Source organism: Streptomyces sp. MBT53 (genome assembly GCF_016654115.1).
Lineage (GTDB): Bacteria > Actinomycetota > Actinomycetes > Streptomycetales > Streptomycetaceae > Streptomyces.
Map to the genome: position 1 here is coordinate 22,853 of NZ_JAEQAZ010000036.1, position 17,132 is coordinate 39,984.

19 protein-coding genes are annotated in these 17,132 nt (G+C 66.6%); 3 read left to right on the forward strand and 16 right to left on the reverse strand.

Annotation, left to right across the window (positions count from 1 at the left end):
• Positions 1 to 21: 21 nt before the first annotated feature.
• The 3 genes from JHN45_RS15820 to JHN45_RS15830 all read right to left on the reverse strand — a co-directional run bounded on the left by JHN45_RS15820 (position 22) and on the right by JHN45_RS15830 (position 1,335).
• A complete protein-coding gene (locus JHN45_RS15820; RefSeq protein WP_201049439.1) occupies positions 22 to 744 on the reverse strand; it encodes a cation transporter in 723 nt (240 codons plus the stop codon).
• Positions 735 to 1,070, reverse strand: coding sequence for a helix-turn-helix transcriptional regulator (locus JHN45_RS15825; protein WP_201049440.1), 336 nt, complete (start codon positions 1,068 to 1,070; stop codon positions 735 to 737). The genes JHN45_RS15820 and JHN45_RS15825 overlap by 10 nt, the downstream gene beginning before the upstream one ends.
• A 124-nt stretch (positions 1,071 to 1,194) precedes the next feature.
• Positions 1,195 to 1,335: a hypothetical protein gene (locus JHN45_RS15830; RefSeq protein WP_201049441.1), complete on the reverse strand. Its 141-nt coding sequence runs from the start codon at positions 1,333 to 1,335 to the stop codon at positions 1,195 to 1,197.
• Positions 1,336 to 1,679: 344 nt separating this feature from the next.
• Here JHN45_RS15830 and JHN45_RS15835 point away from each other — a divergent pair, with 344 nt between their 5' ends.
• Positions 1,680 to 2,012 carry a hypothetical protein gene (locus tag JHN45_RS15835; RefSeq protein ID WP_201049442.1) on the forward strand — a complete coding sequence of 111 codons (333 nt, stop codon included), beginning with the start codon at positions 1,680 to 1,682 and terminating at the stop codon, positions 2,010 to 2,012.
• A gap of 38 nt (positions 2,013 to 2,050) precedes the next feature.
• On the opposite strand, the gene JHN45_RS15840 is transcribed toward JHN45_RS15835, so the two are convergent.
• The 12 genes from JHN45_RS15840 to JHN45_RS15895 form a co-directional block, all read right to left on the reverse strand.
• Positions 2,051 to 2,536 (reverse strand): DUF6082 family protein, encoded by a 486-nt coding sequence (locus JHN45_RS15840; RefSeq protein ID WP_201049443.1) that lies wholly within the window; start codon positions 2,534 to 2,536, stop codon positions 2,051 to 2,053.
• The gene (locus tag JHN45_RS52980; protein ID WP_236583716.1) at positions 2,518 to 3,168 is read right to left on the reverse strand and encodes a Scr1 family TA system antitoxin-like transcriptional regulator; all 651 of its coding nucleotides are present in this window, start codon (positions 3,166 to 3,168) and stop codon (positions 2,518 to 2,520) included. Before JHN45_RS52980 ends, JHN45_RS15840 begins: the two co-directional genes overlap by 19 nt.
• Before the next feature lie 102 nt (positions 3,169 to 3,270).
• Positions 3,271 to 5,244, reverse strand: coding sequence for an ATP-binding cassette domain-containing protein (locus JHN45_RS15850; protein WP_201049445.1), 1,974 nt, complete (start codon positions 5,242 to 5,244; stop codon positions 3,271 to 3,273).
• A gap of 156 nt (positions 5,245 to 5,400) precedes the next feature.
• Positions 5,401 to 6,447 (reverse strand): phosphotransferase enzyme family protein, encoded by a 1,047-nt coding sequence (locus tag JHN45_RS15855; protein ID WP_201049446.1) that lies wholly within the window; start codon positions 6,445 to 6,447, stop codon positions 5,401 to 5,403.
• Between the two features lie 5 nt (positions 6,448 to 6,452).
• Positions 6,453 to 6,743 (reverse strand): hypothetical protein, encoded by a 291-nt coding sequence (locus JHN45_RS15860; protein ID WP_201049447.1) that lies wholly within the window; start codon positions 6,741 to 6,743, stop codon positions 6,453 to 6,455.
• 101 nt (positions 6,744 to 6,844) lie between these two features.
• Complete coding sequence (locus tag JHN45_RS15865; RefSeq protein ID WP_201049448.1) at positions 6,845 to 7,729, reverse strand: aminoglycoside phosphotransferase family protein; 885 nt, start codon at positions 7,727 to 7,729, stop codon at positions 6,845 to 6,847.
• Positions 7,730 to 8,014: 285 nt separating this feature from the next.
• The gene (locus JHN45_RS15870) at positions 8,015 to 9,439 is read right to left on the reverse strand and encodes a glutamine synthetase family protein (RefSeq protein WP_201049449.1); all 1,425 of its coding nucleotides are present in this window, start codon (positions 9,437 to 9,439) and stop codon (positions 8,015 to 8,017) included.
• On the reverse strand, positions 9,439 to 10,878 hold the full coding sequence (locus JHN45_RS15875) for an amino acid permease (RefSeq protein ID WP_201049450.1): 1,440 nt from the start codon (positions 10,876 to 10,878) through the stop codon (positions 9,439 to 9,441). The genes JHN45_RS15870 and JHN45_RS15875 overlap by 1 nt, the downstream gene beginning before the upstream one ends.
• A 174-nt stretch (positions 10,879 to 11,052) precedes the next feature.
• Entirely contained in the window at positions 11,053 to 12,054 is a 1,002-nt protein-coding gene (locus JHN45_RS15880; protein WP_201049451.1) for a hypothetical protein, read from the reverse strand.
• A gap of 202 nt (positions 12,055 to 12,256) precedes the next feature.
• Complete coding sequence (locus tag JHN45_RS15885) at positions 12,257 to 12,451, reverse strand: hypothetical protein (RefSeq protein ID WP_201049452.1); 195 nt, start codon at positions 12,449 to 12,451, stop codon at positions 12,257 to 12,259.
• The gene (locus JHN45_RS15890; protein ID WP_201049453.1) at positions 12,451 to 12,891 is read right to left on the reverse strand and encodes a hypothetical protein; all 441 of its coding nucleotides are present in this window, start codon (positions 12,889 to 12,891) and stop codon (positions 12,451 to 12,453) included. Before JHN45_RS15890 ends, JHN45_RS15885 begins: the two co-directional genes overlap by 1 nt.
• A gap of 108 nt (positions 12,892 to 12,999) precedes the next feature.
• Positions 13,000 to 14,307 (reverse strand): helix-turn-helix domain-containing protein, encoded by a 1,308-nt coding sequence (locus tag JHN45_RS15895; RefSeq protein ID WP_236583717.1) that lies wholly within the window; start codon positions 14,305 to 14,307, stop codon positions 13,000 to 13,002.
• 356 nt (positions 14,308 to 14,663) lie between these two features.
• Here JHN45_RS15895 and JHN45_RS15900 point away from each other — a divergent pair, with 356 nt between their 5' ends.
• The gene (locus tag JHN45_RS15900; protein WP_201049454.1) at positions 14,664 to 15,398 is read left to right on the forward strand and encodes an HAD family hydrolase; all 735 of its coding nucleotides are present in this window, start codon (positions 14,664 to 14,666) and stop codon (positions 15,396 to 15,398) included.
• A gap of 11 nt (positions 15,399 to 15,409) precedes the next feature.
• On the opposite strand, the gene JHN45_RS15905 is transcribed toward JHN45_RS15900, so the two are convergent.
• Positions 15,410 to 16,060 (reverse strand): DUF6886 family protein, encoded by a 651-nt coding sequence (locus tag JHN45_RS15905; protein WP_374195620.1) that lies wholly within the window; start codon positions 16,058 to 16,060, stop codon positions 15,410 to 15,412.
• A gap of 356 nt (positions 16,061 to 16,416) precedes the next feature.
• Between JHN45_RS15905 and JHN45_RS15910 the strand changes: the two genes are divergently transcribed.
• A complete protein-coding gene (locus tag JHN45_RS15910) occupies positions 16,417 to 17,097 on the forward strand; it encodes a hypothetical protein (protein WP_236583718.1) in 681 nt (226 codons plus the stop codon).
• The last annotated feature ends 35 nt before the right edge of the window (positions 17,098 to 17,132 follow it).

The following is a 17,132-nucleotide window of genomic DNA, read 5'->3' on the forward strand; positions in this document are numbered from 1 at the left end:
CCTCTGGGTTTCTCCGGACGGTCAGTTGCAGCAATCGCAGTCTGGGCGGCAGCCGCACGTGCCGTCCGCCTCGGTGTCGACGGTCGGGGCCGCCACTGCGGAGGGCGCGCAGCAGCCCTTTCCCTGCCAGGCGTTGCGGCCTTCCTTGACGGCGATGACTGCGATGACGAGGGCGGCAATGGGATCGGCCCAGGACCAGCCGAGGGTGGCGTTGAGGACCAGGCCGACCAGGAGCACAACGGAGAGGTACGTGCACAGCAGGGTCTGCTTGGAGTCGGCGACCGCGCTGGCGGAGCCGAGTTCACGGCCCGCGCGGCGTTGCGCCGCCGAGAGGAACGGCATGACCGCGAGGGAGAATGCGGCGAGCACGATGCCGGGGATGGAGCTCTTGGCCTCCGCCGTGCCCATGAGCGCGCGGACGGCGTCGACAGCGACGTAGGCGGCGAGCGCGAAGAACGACAGCGCGATGATCCGCAGCGTTGTCTTCTCTCGCGCCTCGCGCACGGCGTGCTCACGGGCGGAGAACTGCCAGGCCACCGCAGCGCCGGAGGAGACCTCGATGACCGAGTCCAGGCCGAAGCCGATCAGAGCGGTGGAGGAGGCGAGGGTGCCGGCAGTGAGGGCGACGGCCGCCTCGATGACGTTATAGGTGATGGTCGCCGCGACCAGCAGACGTATCCGGCGGGCGAGCACGTCTCGACGGGCTGCGGAGGGGCCGAGGGATATCGCGGTCATCAGCAGCATCCCTTCTCGTCGGCTTCGGCGCAGGTGCGGTCGGTCTCAACAGCCACCACAGCGGCACGCAGGTCGTCCAGCGCGTGCCCGAGGCGATCGTCCGCCAGTTCGTAACGGGTGCGGCGGCCGTCGGGCACGGTGACGACCAGGCCGCAGTCGCGCAGACATGCGAGGTGGTTGGAGAGCCGGGTGCGCGAGATGCCGAGCGTGTCGGCAAGATCGGCTGGATAGGCCGGGGCCTCGCGCAGCGCGAGCAGGATGCGGCAGCGGATCGGGTCGGCGAGCGCGCGGCCGAACCGGGCCAGCACGTCGATGTCGGAGGCAGCAGTCAGCACACCGCGACAGTACAGGAAATCCTGAATTCAGGAAATCATGGACCTTCAACGTGCCGATAACGGGGCGCAGGACTCTCAAGTGACGTCTTTCTGAGAGCGCAAGCCGACTCAAAGCACCCTTAGTTCAGAGAAGTCCGGCGTCGCGACGTACGGGTAGGCGACGGTCTCGTACCGCTTCGTCGACCGTGAGCCGGATACGGCCCTGCGGTCCGCCCGCGAAGAGCACCCGGCTGCCCCGCCGTTGCCAGCGGTTGTCGCTTCCCATGCCGATGACCCTACTGTCCATCAGCCCGGAGACATTCACGTGTCTCGTTGCACCAGGACGACGACGCCGGCTGTGTTCCGAGCGACGGGTGGCGGCCCAATAACGTGGACTCCGTACGGGAGTTGATCCCCGTACGGAATCTGTTGATCAAAGTGTTGCGGCCGTTGCCGAGCGGATACCTTGCGCATATGGAAGCGAGTCTGCGGCGGACGATCGACCAGGTAACGGCGTGCGGTGAGGGCGATCCCGTATGGGACGCTGCCGTACGCCGGGCTGCGCGGCTCATCGCCCGAAGGTGGCCAGCCGAGGACCCTACTGCGGTTCCTACCTGGTCCCTCCAGACCTTGGCGCTGTTCCTCTACGTGCTCGACCGCGAGGAGCGGCTTGATGATCTAGCGGCCCGCGATGCGGTCACGCCGTACGTGCGAACCACGGGCGCCGATTACCTGCATACCAAGGACGCCGCCACTGCCGCGTGCGAGCTGTTCGCCGAGCGGCTGCCCCCTCACGAGGGCAGCCCGCTCAACCGTCTGATCGCCTCGCTGACGACGACCCCCGAGTCCTTCGAGGTGCCGGACCTGCCAGCGATGTGGACCCCGGACTTCCGGATGCCGCTGATGCTCGCTCTGGAGTGGCTGGGGTACCTCGGCCTCCGGGAACGCACACAACCGGTATAGATGGTGCTTCAGTGCCTGGTGCAGCATCAGGAGGACGGCTACTGGCCGCGGGCCTGTGCGGTACCCGTGCCGAGCGTCGGCAGAACGGTTCCCGTTTCGTCCTGGTAGGCCGCCTCCATCAGCGCGTGGAAGCGACGACCGCGTTCATCGCCGGCCGCGCGAGCCCGTTCTTCCCTCACTCGGACCCACCACTCCAGGCCCTCTGGCGCGGCGAACAGGGCACACGCCGCACCATGCACACCGTCGGCCGACAACGCACCGACGCGGTACAGCGCCTCCCAGGCGGAGACCCATGCGTTGCGGTGCACGTGGAGGCGGCGTTCGCCGGGGTCGAGCGGTGTCAGGCTGCCCCAGATCGCTCGGAGTCCGGGACGCTCGACCTGGGCGGCGAGCAGCTGCTGGTGTATCCGCGCGCTTTCCAGCACGGTTCGGTCCCGATGTCGTCGCTCGCTGAGGACCAGGTGGGCGATGCCCGTGCCCGCGATGGTGAGCAACGCGGCGGTCGTCACGCGGTTGCCGCGCATGGGAGATCACTTCCTTCCCTGATGTCGGTCCGGCCCGCGGGCGTGGGTTCGAGTGTGCTCAGGAGCCCGGCCAGGTGTTGAGAGGCCGGGCATCCGGTGATGGCGAGTCGATGGAGACGGGCGAACGCGGCGGTGTAACGGGACGTCTGCTCACGGTGCTCAAGGACGAGTGGCACCGGGGTGACAGGGAGGACGACCTGGCGGCTGTCGATGATCACGAAGGGCTCCATGGGGAGTTCCTCCGGCGTGCGGGCCGCGTGCAAGGGAATCAGCGACACGGAGTGGTTCGTCGCTGGGTGGACGACTCCCAGCAGATGGCTGATCTGGGCACACATCACGTCGTGCCCTCCGACCTGGTGGTGGAGCACCGATTCCTCAAGCACGAACGTGACGGGTAAGCCGCTCGGAAGAACGGCCTCGTCATGACCGCACTCCCGGGCGAGCGGATAGGAACGAACGGCCTCCCGGTACCCGTAGACCTGCAAGGGCCCCGGTACCAGAGTGGAGGCGTAAATCTGGATGCGCCGTGCCCCATGCCATGGCACTCCCCAGGTGGTGGGCAGGCCCGAAGCTGACGACGGCCTCGCCACGCTCGTGCTCCGGCGGTTCCCGTGTCGCGCGCTGGCTGTCATCGCGACCGCTGTCCGTCAGGGCCAGGCGGGCCGGGCTTCCACTTGTCTCGTACGACGTCGTCTCTGCTCATCTCTGGAGCCTTCTCGGTGGTGGGGAATCGTTCAGAACAGGGCTGGCTGGTTCAGCGGCACGTTCTCTTCGGAGTCGGCCGGGGCGGGTACGCGGCCGGCGCGTTCGTTTTGTAGATCCCACAGTTCTCGGAACAAGCCGTCGTGCTGGGCCAGCAGTTCGTCGGGGGTGCCCTGCTGGATCACACGCCCCTTGTCCAAGACAACGACGCGGTCCGCGACGGTGACGTTGGTGAGCCTGTGCGTGACCAGGACGACCGCGCGGTCGGCAGCGAGGCGGCGCAGGCCGGTGAAGATGCGGTGCTCGGCCCTGGGGTCGAGGGCGGCGGTCGGTTCGTCCAGGACGAGCAGTCCGGCTGGTCTGTGGAAGGCGCGGGCGAGTGCGATCCTCTGCCACTGCCCGCCGGACAGTTCCTGTCCTCCCCACCATTCCTTGGCCAGCAGGGTGTTGAGGCCGCTACGCAGCTCGTCGATGACCTCGTCCGCGCCTGCGGCATGCGCTGCGGCATGCACCGCGACGTCCCCGTCCTCGGTGGCCTGGCCGAGGTTAATATTCTCCCTCGCTGACAGGGGCCAGTTCGCGTAGGACTGCGGTACGACGGCGACACGTGCCCAGGTGGCGTGCGCGTCCAGGTCCCTGGTGTCGGTGCCGTCCCAGGTGACGGCTCCTCCGTGATCGGGAAGGTAGAGAGCCGAAAGGATCTTGCTGAGGGTGGTCTTGCCGGATCCGTTCTCGCCCACCAGTGCGACGACTTCGCCGCGCCGGACTTCCAGGGAGACGTCGTCGAGGGCGGGGCGGTCGGCACTCGGGTACTGGAAGGTGATGTTCTCGGCGCGTACGACGGTTGGCGCGGCCGGCGCCTGAGGGCCTCGGCCGATGCGGTGTCCGCCGGCCTCGTCGATGAAGTCCGCCCAGTCGTCCAAGTACATGCCGGTACGGAAGAGTTGGGCTCCGTAGCCGACGATCCCGTCCAGTCCGGCGCTGACTCGGCTCAGCGCGAGGAACGCGGTGCCGAGAGCGGCGACCGAGATCTGCCCGGCGGACACGAGCAGCGCCAGGGCCACCCACACGACGGCGTGGGCGAGGCCTCCCGCGGCCCCACCCACGAGGGAGATTCTCGCGGAGCGCCAGGTGGCCTGGTCGGTCATCGCGTCGATCCGCGCTCCGGCCGTGCGGTACTTGTCGAGCAGGAACGGTGCCATGGTGCCGGAGCGGATCTGGTCGGCGGTCGTCTTGTCGACCATGTACCAGCGCAGCATGCCCAGCAGCCGCCGATCCTTCGACGTGGCGAGCGACGCGATGTAGCTGATACGCGCCCCCCTCACGCTGGCCAGGCCCTTCGGCAGGGCCGCCAGGAGGAGAAGCGGCAGAAGGATCGGGTGCACGGCAGTCAAAACACATGCCGAGGCGATCAACGATGCCGATGCCGCGAGGATGTACTGGGCTTGGGTGAGAAGGTCCCTGGAGACCTCTACACCTCGGTCGGCGGCGTCCCAGCGGTCGTTGTATCCGGGGTTGTCGTACGCGGCCAGTTCCGCCTTGGTCGCCGCGTCGAGGAGTTCGAGTTCGGCCTCCCGGGCGATACGCGGTGCGAGTCGGGCCGACAGCGCGCTGGAGGCGATGCCGAGCAGGGCACGCAGACCGATGGCGACCGACAGGACGACAAGCGACGGTACGGCGGATCGGAGTTGGTCGCTGCTGATGTTCTGGGAGGCGATCAGGGGCTTGATCACACCGGTGGTGGCCATCAGCCCGAACGCTTCCAGCACCCCCGAGAGGAGCTGGACGCCGAGCAGGGCAATGACTGCGGAGCGGTCGACCTGCCAACCCAAGGCAAGGGATCGGCGGATCAGTTGGGGCAGGCGCTGGGCCATCGAGCGGGTGGTGATCGCGTTGGCGGCCTCGATGCGGCGGTCGCCGGGGATGACGAACCTCAGTTCCTCATCCGACGCCTCCGCCTCGTCGGCCGGCGCGGTCGTGGCAGCGGGCTTCGGAATGGCGGTCATCAACTCCAGCCCTCCACCGACACGCGGTGCCTAGCCCGAATATCGTCGATGCTGATCACTGTTCGATACGCCAAGATGTCCCCCTGTATGCCGTACGCGGTTGAGGTTGGCGCTCAACGCCCTTTGGATGCATCACAGTTGAAAGCAGCGGGTTGTTCATGAGGTGCCTCCGCTCGCCCCAAGGGCGGCGAGTTCGTCTTCGAGGCCCTCAAGGTCACCGAGCAGGCGGCTGATGGCGGTCTGACGCTCGCTCCAGTACCGCTTCAGATCCACCTCCGCCTCCCGAGGCAGGTCGTACTCGGCGGTGGTGGCGCCGTAGAAGCTGAACAGCATGTACAGCAGCGCGATCCGGGCACAGGCCCGGACCTCTTGAATCGGGAGGCTGGGGTGCTCCGAGTGGTAGGCGCTCACCATGGCCAAAGCGCAGGCGGTCCACTCGGTGCTGGTCGCGACCGTGCGTGGGTCGAACGCCGCTCGCCCCAGCTCCCAGGCCGGCGTCGCGCTGGCGCAGCGGAAGTCGATGATGCCCGTGACGGCATCGGCGAGGGTAATCACGTTGGTGCGGGTGAGATCCGCGTGCAGCGCCTGTTCCACCAGTGTCTCGGGCAGATGCCCCCGTAGCCCGGCAGCGTGGGTGCGCAGGTCAGCACGCCGCTGGTCGAGGTCGACACGCAGTTGGTCAAGACGGTCGTGACCTTGCCGTATGGCCCTGGCCATCACGGTGTCGCACTTCGCTACCGCGCTCTCGACGGATGCCGTCCGCCAGCGGGTGTGCTGCACGCGCTTGGGCAGCGGGTACGCGGCGAGCGCACGGTGCATGCGCCCCATGACGACGCCGAGGTTTTCGGCGAGAGGGACCGTCATCGCCGATGTAGCCACCCGGCCGGGAGCTTCGTCGACCACGGCCCACGCGTTGTTTTCCGCGATGGTGAGCAGCTTGTCGTCGACGTCGGGCCACACACGTGGAACGGGGAGTTTCGCGGCCCGGCAGTACTCCGCCATGTCCCACGCGTTGCGCACTTCGTCCAGGTCGGCCATCGCCGGGTACTGCTTGACGAACAACCGCAGCCCGTCGACGGTGAGGACCCGCCTGTTGATCGTGTCCGTGCCCATGTGCACCGGCTCGACGACATCGGCGACGAGCCCGTACCGGTCCTCCAGCACGTTAGCGGTTAGCTGCTCGCCCCATCCTGCTCCGTTCATCTGGATCACCAGCTTTCGTGTGCGGAGGGGCGGCCGGCCGTGAGGACGCTGAACGTGTTGTCCACCGTGAGCACTCCGCTGCGGGTGAGGGGGGTGACTGCGTTGGTGACGGCCAGCTCGAAGGCGTCGCGGTGATCACCGTGACGGAGTTGCGGCCTGTGGGCGGTGTCGAGCGGAGGGTTGAACATTGCTTCGGCCTCGGTACGCCTCCCTGGCTCGACACCGACCCCGAGCAGTTCGTCGAAGGACGGCAGCGGCGCGCGACCAACTCGTCCCGGCCCGCTGTCGATGTCCACGAGGCGGCGCACACTGCCTGTGGGCGCCGCCTGATCGAAAAGGGCGACAGGGATACCTGGGCGAGTCCATCGGTAATAGGCGGAGGTGCTGGCGAAGGCGTTCACGCACGCCACCCGCCCCACACACGCTTGCCGCTCTCCAGGCGCAGGTTCTCCAACATTGTCTGCGCTTCGTCGATCAGGCCGATGTCACGGTGCTGGCTCCCCCAGGACAGCGAGTCCAGAGCGTCCAGCGCGGCGTACGCCCGGCACGCGGCCTGTTCCTCCTCGGTCAGGCGACGGCCGTACCCGTGGTGGAAAGCGGCGTCGAGGTCGGGATGGTGGTGCAGGATCCGATATCGCAAACGGCTCATGTCCCGATAGGCGGCAGGTCGGAGTTCGGCTCGCTCGAAGTCGATGACCCGCAGCAGTTGTTCGGTCTCCTCCCACATCCAGTTCTTGGGCATGTAGTCGCCGTGGCTGGCCACCCGGGGCAGGCGCGGCGGCGTGTGTCGGGTGAGCGAGCGCACCAGCGCGACGTCGTGTTCCGGTGCGTACGCCGCGGTGCGGTCCAGGAGATCGTTGACCGCCTGCCCCCACTCCTCCTCTGCCGATTCCGATGTCGGCCCGTCGCCTGCCGCGGCGTGAAGCCGGGCGAGCAGTTCACCGGCCTGTGCGTACGCCTTGCGTTGCTGCTCAGTCGGCAGACGCAGTCGGTCGAGAGTGAGCCCGGCGACGGCGGTGACCAGGATGGTGCGCGCCTCCCCGTTCGCCGCGACCAGTTCCGGAGCGCGGCCCGCGCCGAGGGCTACCGTCCATTTCCGGTACGCGTCGACCTCGCGCCTGTGAAGTTTGGGGCCCACGTGCTGCTTGGCGAACCACCGTTCGCCGCCAGTGCCGTTGACCTCCCACAGGGACGGCCGCATATCGCCGGGCCGAGGGTGTTCCGCGACCACGTCGTACGTGTCGGCCACTGACCCCACCAACTGGCGGAGTGCGCTGGGCATGTCGGTCACGTTGGTGCGCCCTTCCGTTCGCCGAGCCATCCAGCCGTGCCACAAGAAGTGACCACTTGGATACGTTCGGTGGTGTGCATGTGCGGGTGGGTAGCTTGCCAAGAGCCACTGACAATGCGTTCTGACCTGGACGTCTGCACGCCGTGACGAGATGGACCGTGCCTGAAGCCCTCTCGGTGAGGGGCTCGCCGGGCACCCCGCACCTCCAACCGAGCGTCACGAGGTGCGGGTCTTTGCCCATCGAAGGCTGTAGATCCTTTGGGGAAAGAGGAGGGCTCAGGCGTGCGTCAGCCACCGCTGCCGCTCTCCGTCGGTGACCACACGCTGGTCGTGGTCGAGTTCCAGTTGGGCCAGGCGGGCATAGTGCTCGACCACATCCATGCCGAAGGCCCTTTCCGCGAAGGCGCCGCCTTGGAAGGCCGCGAGGGCATGGGCGAGTGTCGGCGGCACAGGCGCGCCGCCTCCGCTGTAGGCGTTTCCGGTCTCCCCCGGGCCGAGGGTGAGCTTCTGTTCGATGCCGTGGTCGATGGCCGCCAGGACAGCGGCGAGGGCCAGATACGGGTTGGCGTCCGCGCCCGGCACGCGGATCTCCAAGTGCAGGCCGTCACCGTGGCCGACGACGCGAATAGCGCATGTCCGGTTGTCGTGGCCCCAGCTGAACGTGGTCGGCGCGCATGCGCTGGGCGTGAACCGCTTGTAGGAGTTGACGTTCGGCGCGTACATCGGACCCAGCTCCGGCAATCCGTCGAGCAGGCCCGCGATGGCATACCGACCCACCTGGGACAGTCCGCCGTTGGGCTCGTTCAGTTGGCTGATGCCCTTCGACCACAGCGATACATGCAGGTGCAGGCCATTGGCCCAACCCGTCTCCGGGGCTGCCATGAACGTGGGCGCCAGACCCGTTCGTGACCCCAGGGTGCGCACCGCGTGCTTGAACAGCGGGTGCCGGTCGCAGGCGGTGAGCGCGGACCCGTACGGGAAGGTCACCTCGACCTGGCCAGGTCCCGCCTCGGTCTTGATCGCTTCCACCGGCATCCCTGCGCCGGCGAGCGCACGTTGAAGGCGACGGAAGAACCGGGCGGATACCGGATCATGATCGAGGGCGTAGTCCAGGTTCTCCGTCGTCAACGGATGCAGGCCCTGGAAGCCAGCCTGTTCCGCGTCCGCGTACGTGCCCTTGTAGAGGACGAACTCGGTCTCGATCCCCAGCTTGGGGTGCAGGCCGTGCCGGGCCAGCCGGGTCAGCTGTTCGTGGAGGATCTGGCGGGGCGCGATGTCGATGGGTGTTCCGTCCTGGTGCACGGCGTCGCCGAGCACGATGGCGGTGCGCGCCAGCCACGGCACCACGCGCAGGGTCGACAGCGCCGGTTGCACGGACAGGTCCTGATAGCCGGCGTCCCACGAGGTCAGCGCGAAGCCTTCCACCGGGCTCATGTCGACATCGGTAGCCAGGACGTACGCGCACACCTCGGCGCCGTGATGCGCGACACGCCTGAGGAAGTGATCAGCGTCGTACCGCTTCCCCTTCAACCGTCCCTGCAGATCGGGGACGGCCAGCAGCACCGTGTCTATCGCGCCCGCCTTGACGAGGTTCCGCAGGTCAGTCAGCGAGAAGGCCTTTCCGGAGTGCCCATCCGAAGCGGAAGTGGACGCCGTAGCGAGGCGTGCCACGGTGCCGTTGCCGATCACGCTCCCCGTCATCAGACGACCTCGTCTTCGTACGTGCTCGCCGAGCGATCGAAGTTCTGGACCGGCACCTCGTACGAGCGTCGCCCCTTGAAACGCCACGAGATCCAGGCCAGGGCCAGAACCGACACCAGCGCGATCGACGCGTAGTTGAACGTGTCGACGGACACCAACCCACCGCCCTCCGGCCGGTTCTGCGGCAGGCAGAACAGCACGGTCACGAAGCCGACCCAGCCCACTGCTGTCCAGCCAATCGGCTTGCTCCACTTGCCCAGGTGCCAGGGGCCGCGCACGAACCGCCGACCGGCGCGCAACCGCAGGTAGACCGGGATGGCGTAGGCGGGGGTGATCCCGATGACGTTGATGGACGTGATCGCGGTGTAGGCGGTGGTGGAGTACAGCGAGGGCAGGGCGAGGACGAAGGGGACAACGACTGCGAGCCAGACGGCCGGGACGGGCGTCTTGGTACGAGGGCTCAGGCGCCTCCAGGTGTTGGAAAAGGGCAGGGCGCCGTCCCGCGAGAACGCGAACACCATCCTCGACGCGGACGCGAGCCCCGCGTTCGCGCAGAACAGCTGCGCCACGATGACAACCAGCAGCAGGGCCTTGGCGGCGGTGGGTCCGAGCGCGTCGAGGAAGATCTGGGCCGGGGGGACGCCGGTCGCACTGCCCACGGTGCCGGCGTAGTCCTGGATCGCGAAGAGCATCCCAGCGAGCAGCACGAAGCCGACGACCCACGACCAGAAGATCGAGCGGACGATGCCGCGGGCTGCACTTACCTGCGCGTGCACCGTCTCCTCCGACAGGTGCGCGGAGGCGTCGTAGCCGCTGAAGGTGTACTGCGCCAACAGCAGGCCCAGCAGCCCGACATAGAGCGGGTTGCTCCAGCCGGTGTGATTGCTGAACTCACCGAACACGAAGCCGGGAGACTGGTGGTGGGAGGGTACGAGGGCGAGCGCGCCGACGATCACCGCGACACCGGTGACGTGCCACCACACGCTGATCGAGTTCAGGATGCTGACCAGGCGTACGCCGAAGAGGTTGAGCGTGGCGAGCAGCAGCAGGATGACCGCGAAGATGCCCAGAGTCCGCTCCGGGGTGGGGGTGAAGCCCCACTGCAGGTTGAGCCAGGCCCCGGTGAACAAGGCGATCCCGTAGCAGCCGCCGGCCATGCCGCCAAGCAGACCAAGCAGGTTGAGCCAGCCGGTGACGTAACCCCAGCGGGGGCCGCCGAGCTTGCTGGCCATGAAGTACAGGGCACCGCTGACGGGGTAGGCGGAGGTGACCTCGGCGAGTGCGGCGCCGACGGCCAGCACCATCAGACCGACCACCACCCAGCCCCACAACATGACGGCCGGTCCACCGGTGATGAGCCCAAATCCGAAGAGCGTCATGCAGCCCGACAGGACGCTGATGATGGAGAAACTGAGCGCGAAGTTCCCGAACGGTCCCATGCGCCGGGTCAGGGCGGGCTCATAGCCGAGCTCCCGCAGGTAGGCGTCATCAGACTTCCGATGTGTGGCACGACGGGTTGGATCTGAGCGGGTCACTGAACTACCTCCAGGCGATTGAGGAGAGGAGTAATGGCAGGGGCATGCCAATTTGAGGTTATGGACACCTGCTGACGATCACGGATGCGGTCCAGCGCGCGCCCTGTGATTGCGGGCGAAGGAGAGGGACTCCGCGCGTGCTCGAAGGAGAGTTGCCTCGCCGGGGTCTGCGGCTGCGGCACCGTCGTGTACCGACGCCCAGGGTTCGCGCGCCGCGTACGGACCCATCGCCTCGAAGACCTCGGCCGCCTCCAGGTACTGGTGGCCCGCCCACAGCGCATAGGCCAGGTGGTTCAGATCGGCCACCGAACGCGGCCCAGGTGGCGCCTTCTGGAACCAGTCATGGAAGGCGTTGAGCGTGTAGTTGAGCGCGGGTTCCTCCGCCCACTGTCTCCGCCACAGCGGATCCACGCGGGCCCGACGCTGCTCGATCAGGGCGTACACCGGCAGAAGCAGCAGCGGCGATCCGACAGGCCGCTGCCCCGCCACCGACCAACCGAAGTCGACGACCGAGGCCAGGGAGGCGGCCCGTAGGCCATCGAGGGCGAGCATGAACTGCAGTACCCGGTGGTAGGCCTCGCGGTTGTACGGATCGCGCTGGTTGACTTCGTAGAGAAGTCCCCACGGGCCACTCGGCAGCATCGGTTCGGCGGACACCAGGCGGTGTTCACGCCGCAGTTGCCGTGTGTCGATCTGCGCCAAAGCCACCAGACACACCCACGGCACGGGATCGTGCGGCGCGCGACGAATTGCCAGCAAGGCATCGCGTCGCGCCTTGATCTCGAACTCCAGGGTCTGCGGATGTTGTTGGCGGTGCGCGCGCAGCGCCCGCTCGACCGCGACGCGCACGCTCATGAGTTGCGCGTCGTAGCTGTCAGGCTCTTCTTCGAGCCAGACGCCGACCACATCCGATCGGGCGGCCGCCACCGCGAGCAACTGAGTGCGTGACGTTCGCAGAGCCCAATGCCCGGCCGTCTGTAACAGCAGCTCCCGGGCCGTTTTCCAGCGCCCCGCCTCCAGTTCGACAAGGGCCACGCGCAGGTCGTCGTCATGGCCGGCCGGGTGATACACGAGACGCATCAGAGACCTTCACCAGGGACGATGCGACGCTCGGGCTCGGGGCCGTTGTTCTGACGCGCTCGGACCGTACGAGGTGGCGCGCCCTCTGGGACGGATGTGAATGTCATCGGGGGCCTTAGGCAGGTGGGGGGATGGGGCTCAGCGAAGGGCACGGGCGAACCGCTGTCTGAACGGCGGGAACCTCGGTACCGAGTCGGCCGCCCTAGAAACGGATCTGGCCGATCATGTCCGCGACGCCGGTAACGAAGCGGGTGATGTTCGGGGCCACGGACGTGCTCGCAAGGAAGAACCCGAAGAGCACGCAGACGATCGCGGGCCCGGCCTTCACGGATTTCCCACGGATCAGAACGACCACGAGGATGCCGAACACCAGGACGAGGGAGATGCTCAGGGCCATCAGGAGGTCGCTTCCTCCGCGGACCTTCGCCGTTCCCTGCGCGCCTGACTCAGCGCACGGCGGAGCGCGTCGGGCGGGGTCAGCGATCGAGGGCCGCTCGGGAGGACATGCCAGTGCATCCCCGGAGGTGTCGTGCTCTCGGTAGGCGGGACGACGACGTGGCACTTCTTTCCCAGCGCGACAGTCCCCGGCTCCTCCCAGCGGGTGGCGGTGCCCACGGGGACCAGGAAGTACAACCGAGGCTCCGGCCCGCCGGCGTCCAGGATCACCGGGCCGACCGGCTGGTCACCCTCGTTGAGGATCTCGATCGCGCGCTGGCCCACGGCCTCCACGGCGCGTACGGCATCCCACCATTCGCCCGCGGAGCACAGCTCGGGCTCTTCACCGATGGGCATCCAGCGCGGCGGTATCGCACGAGCTGCTGGATTGGCGTCGGACATGGAAACGGCCTCCTCACCACTATGTGTAAGGAGACCATTCCACTCAGCAAGTTCTGTGCGCGGACAGCTTGTCCGTGGGGTTTACTCGCCAACCCCCTTGACAGAAGCTCAAGTTGTGCTTATGCCAGCCCAACTACCGAACGCAGAAAGCTCGTTGGAGGGGTGGGCATCCACCCTGAGCAATGCCGCAGTGGTCTCGCGCACGGACGGGTGGAACCGCGTGTGGTTCGGAGCGACCTTCCGAGCACGCTTGAGATCGTTGAACGCACCAGCCCGGTCGCCCACAGCGAGCTTCGCGGTAGCCACGTCGATGAAGTGGTGACTCGACCGCTCGCCGACGGTCGTGGCCGGCGGCGTCCACTCGCCGCCAGGAGCCGGAGACCACTCGGTGAGGCGGGCGAGAGCCTGCTCGGTGTCTCCCATGTCGATCATCGCGTGTATCTCGTGGATGCGGATGTTCGTCGGACCGAACGACATCTCGTACGCCAGTGAGTCACGGTTGCCCGCCATGCCTGCCACCTGCTCGGCCTCCCGCAGGTACGCGTCCGCACGGTCGGCGTTGTTCTCACGGGCTTCCATGACGGCCAGCTTCAACAGCAGCGCGCCATCGACAGCGAGCGCGTCGTCCGTGAAGGAACGCTCCGGCTGCAATCTCTCCAACTCGGTCCGCAGGGCGAGGAGCCTGCGCCGAGCAGGCAAGTAGGCGCCTTGGCGGAGCATCGCCCCCGCCACCAGGTAGCCGGCCGTGAACTGCATCAGCGGGTCGCCGGAGCGATCAGCCGCCCAGCGGACCCGCTCCAGCGCCGTGTTCGACAGATCGTGGTGGCCCATCTTGTGTGCCAGCGAGTTCACGGCTCGATAGGCGCGCGCCAGATGCCAGAACGCCTTGCTCTGGTCGCCGTTGCCACCACCGAGCGCCACATGCGTCAACTCGGTGATGATCGGTGGCAGCAAGGGGCCCATCGGCGCGTAGCGGGCGTCGCGGCGCAGAGCCGCTACTTGGTCAACCTCCGAGGCGAGCACCGGAAGCGCCCTGGGGGCGATCTCCAGGTCGTCAGGGCTGTCGTAGCAGAGCAGGAGGCGGCGGAGCTCAGGGATGACAGCGTGGACGCCGTCCTCGGCCTCCGGCTCACCGTAGTACGGCTGGCCGGTCAGAACCTCGGGGCCGAAGCGCAGCGCCTTGGCGAGCGCCAGCACCAGGGACGGAGAAGCCTTCCGTGCGCCGGACTCCAGCTTCTGCACGTAGCTCGGGGAGACGGCGACCTTCTGTGCCAGTTGCGCGGCAGACAGTTTCCGTGTCCTGCGAGCGATACGGAGACGGTCTCCCAGCGTCGTGTTTTCACTCATCGGTGGAACTGTCCCTTCGCGATGAAGCACTTCGATCAGAGTACGGATAATGTCCAAGCCTGCGCCCATGGTCGCCAACTGTTAACAGAGCCGATGGCATCGCGCACGCGACGAGAAGGCACCGAACGGGTCTGCGGTACATAGCAGTTCCCTCACCGAACCTCGGGCCGAGCGGTTAAAGCGGGACTTTTTGTCACAATGCGGACGCCGATTGAGTAGGGCCTTCACTCCCCAGTCAAGAGGTAGACGTCGAACTACCTACGGACAGATTGTCCGCGCGATTCCTGCACGTACTGCAAACCCGTGCCTGCCGGCCGATCGCGGAAAGTAGCCGAGCGCTTGCGTCACCATGATGGATTGGTGCGGACCCACTACGTTCGAAGCCACAGGGCGGTGCCGCCCTAGCCGCAGGCAAGGAGTCGGGAGTGGCTGAAGCCGAACGGTCCCTCGTGCTGTGGGACATCGACCGCACGCTGCTGTACGTCGGTGAGATCGATCGGCAGGTCTACCGCGAGACCTTCGCCGAGATCGTTGGGCGCCCCGTAGTGCGACTTCCGGCCCGGGGAACCGGCGTCACTATGCCCCTCGCGACCCGATCCCTGCTCCTGGACAACGGCGTGCCGGCATCGGATGTCCCCCAACTACTTCCACGCATGGTTGAACTCCTACCGCAGCGGCTCGCCGCGCACGAGGAAGACCTGCGTGAGCAGGGTGTCCTCATGCCCGGTGCGCTGTCAGCCTTGAAGGCCGTGCACGAGCAGACGCACTGCGTGGCGACCGTCGTCACGGGGAACCTCAAGCCCAACGCACTGTTGAAGCTCGCAGCGTTCGACCTCGACGCCTTCCTGGACACAGAAATCGGTGGGTACGCCTCCGACGACGAGCACCGTCCTGCCCTCGTCGCCGTCGCACAAAAGCGAGCTCAGGCCAAGCTCGGGGCAGCCTTCACTCGCTCCAACACCGTCATCATCGGAGACTCCCTCGAAGATGTCCGCACCGGCGTCGAAGGCGGCGCTTCAGTGATTGGAATCGCTTCCGGCAAGACCACCGCTCGCGAACTGGCCTCAGCAGGAGCCGACGTCGTGCTCGACAGTCTTGAGGACGTACCGCGGCTCTTGGACGAGATCACGACAGTGATGCGTTCTTCCATCAGGAGCTGACAGCCAAGCAATCAGTGGTACGACTCCCCGCGTTGTCCTGTGCTCCCCTCTCGCTGCCGGCCCACGGCCGCTCCACCGGAGCCCGCTTGGCCGAGGAGCGTTCGTGGTCGGGCCTCGGGCCGATGTGCGGGGTGCCCGAGGGAGTTGCGCAGCCTGATACCGTTGAAACCGCAGGTGCTGGAGGTGATGGTCTCCCAGTACGGCCACAGGATGTCCAGAACCCGCAGTTGGATGCCAGCCTCGGCGTGCAGGGCAAGAAGATCGCCGACGAGCTCGGGTGGACCCAGCGGCTCGACGGGTTCCTCCGCGACGTGGGCGCGCGGGACGGGCTCCCCGATGGGGCGGAAGAACGTGGATTCGAACCGGTAGACGTAGAGGCGAACATTTCGGATCTCCTCCAACCAGTCGTACTCGATCGCGTGTACTCGATCACCCCCGCCTGGGCCGATGATCCGCTCGCGGTCTGACGGGGAAGTGTCGGGTGTCACCCATGCCATGGCCCGGGGACACTGCTTCGGGAACCAGTAGTCGGGGGCGCGGACCGCGTCGACGGCCCAGACAAAGGCTCCTGGGTCTTTCGACGTCGGGGAAACCCTCGGGACGAAGCGGGTGATCGTTGGATCCTCGGAGAAGTGCAGTACCTGTCCAGGTTCTGGCCGCATCGGGGCATGCTAAGCCCACATGCGCAGTGCTCGCCTTCCGCATTTTTCCGGGCCCAGGTCGGAGTTGGCTTGATCTTGAGGGTTGCTGTTCGGGCTTGCCACGTCTGGGCGCGTCCGTTCTGCAACTGCCTCCCACTGGCGACGCCGCCACCAGCACCGAGCCGCCGCCTGCCATCGCCTCTGAAACGAGGTCACCGCCGCACCATGATCACGAACTATAGCTGCCGTGACTGTCCGATCGAGATTCGTTGATGGTGAGGCGGAAGGTGCTTGCCAGGCATCGCAACGAAGAGGAGTGTGGGGCCCTAGGAGAATCTAACCTTAGCCGCTGATAGCTGGGATCTGAAGGCATCGGAGTGACGCCGATGGACGCACGGGATCTGCTTATCCTCAAGGCGCCGGAAATCACAGAACGACTGTCCGCACTTAACGACCGTTTAGCCGCCGATCGAGGGCTTCGCGAACTCTACATTAGGAACCCAACCGAGGTGATTGTTGCCATTGCGTTTCCTGGGGCAAACGTAAAAGCGGCGGAAGCGAGCCGCGGGAACAGGTTACTGTTCTCGCTTCTGACGAACGAACGATTTGTGGCGTGGGCGAGACAATACCACCAACAACTCCTTGATGAGGCAACGTCAGCAGGTTTGAGCGAAGATCCAGATGAGGCATTACGAACGTACGTAGCGCTCAGCGGCCGTTCCGGCATGCTTGAAGATTTGGTAGTGGAGGTGGCAAGAGTCGCCGATCCTGCCATTGTGGCCTCGTTGCACTGGAGGGACGATCGCGACCATGACCGCCACCCCGATGGACCTGACATCAGCGACTGGGTCTGCGTCGAGATCGCCCTCGTTGTGTACGCCGTTGCAGTCTTCGCTGTATTTGTCGGGTTGCCGCTCTCTACGGGCCTGCCCACTGGATTCAGCCGCCTCGATGTGAGTAGCGTCGCGTTGCAACTAACCAACGATCTGCGGCGTAGAGGAGCCACTCTCCGAGAATCTGGCACCTTGACGAAACTACCCCCTACCGTTGGAGAGTAAGGGGCATCGTGACTCTCGGACCGGTTGAACGCCAT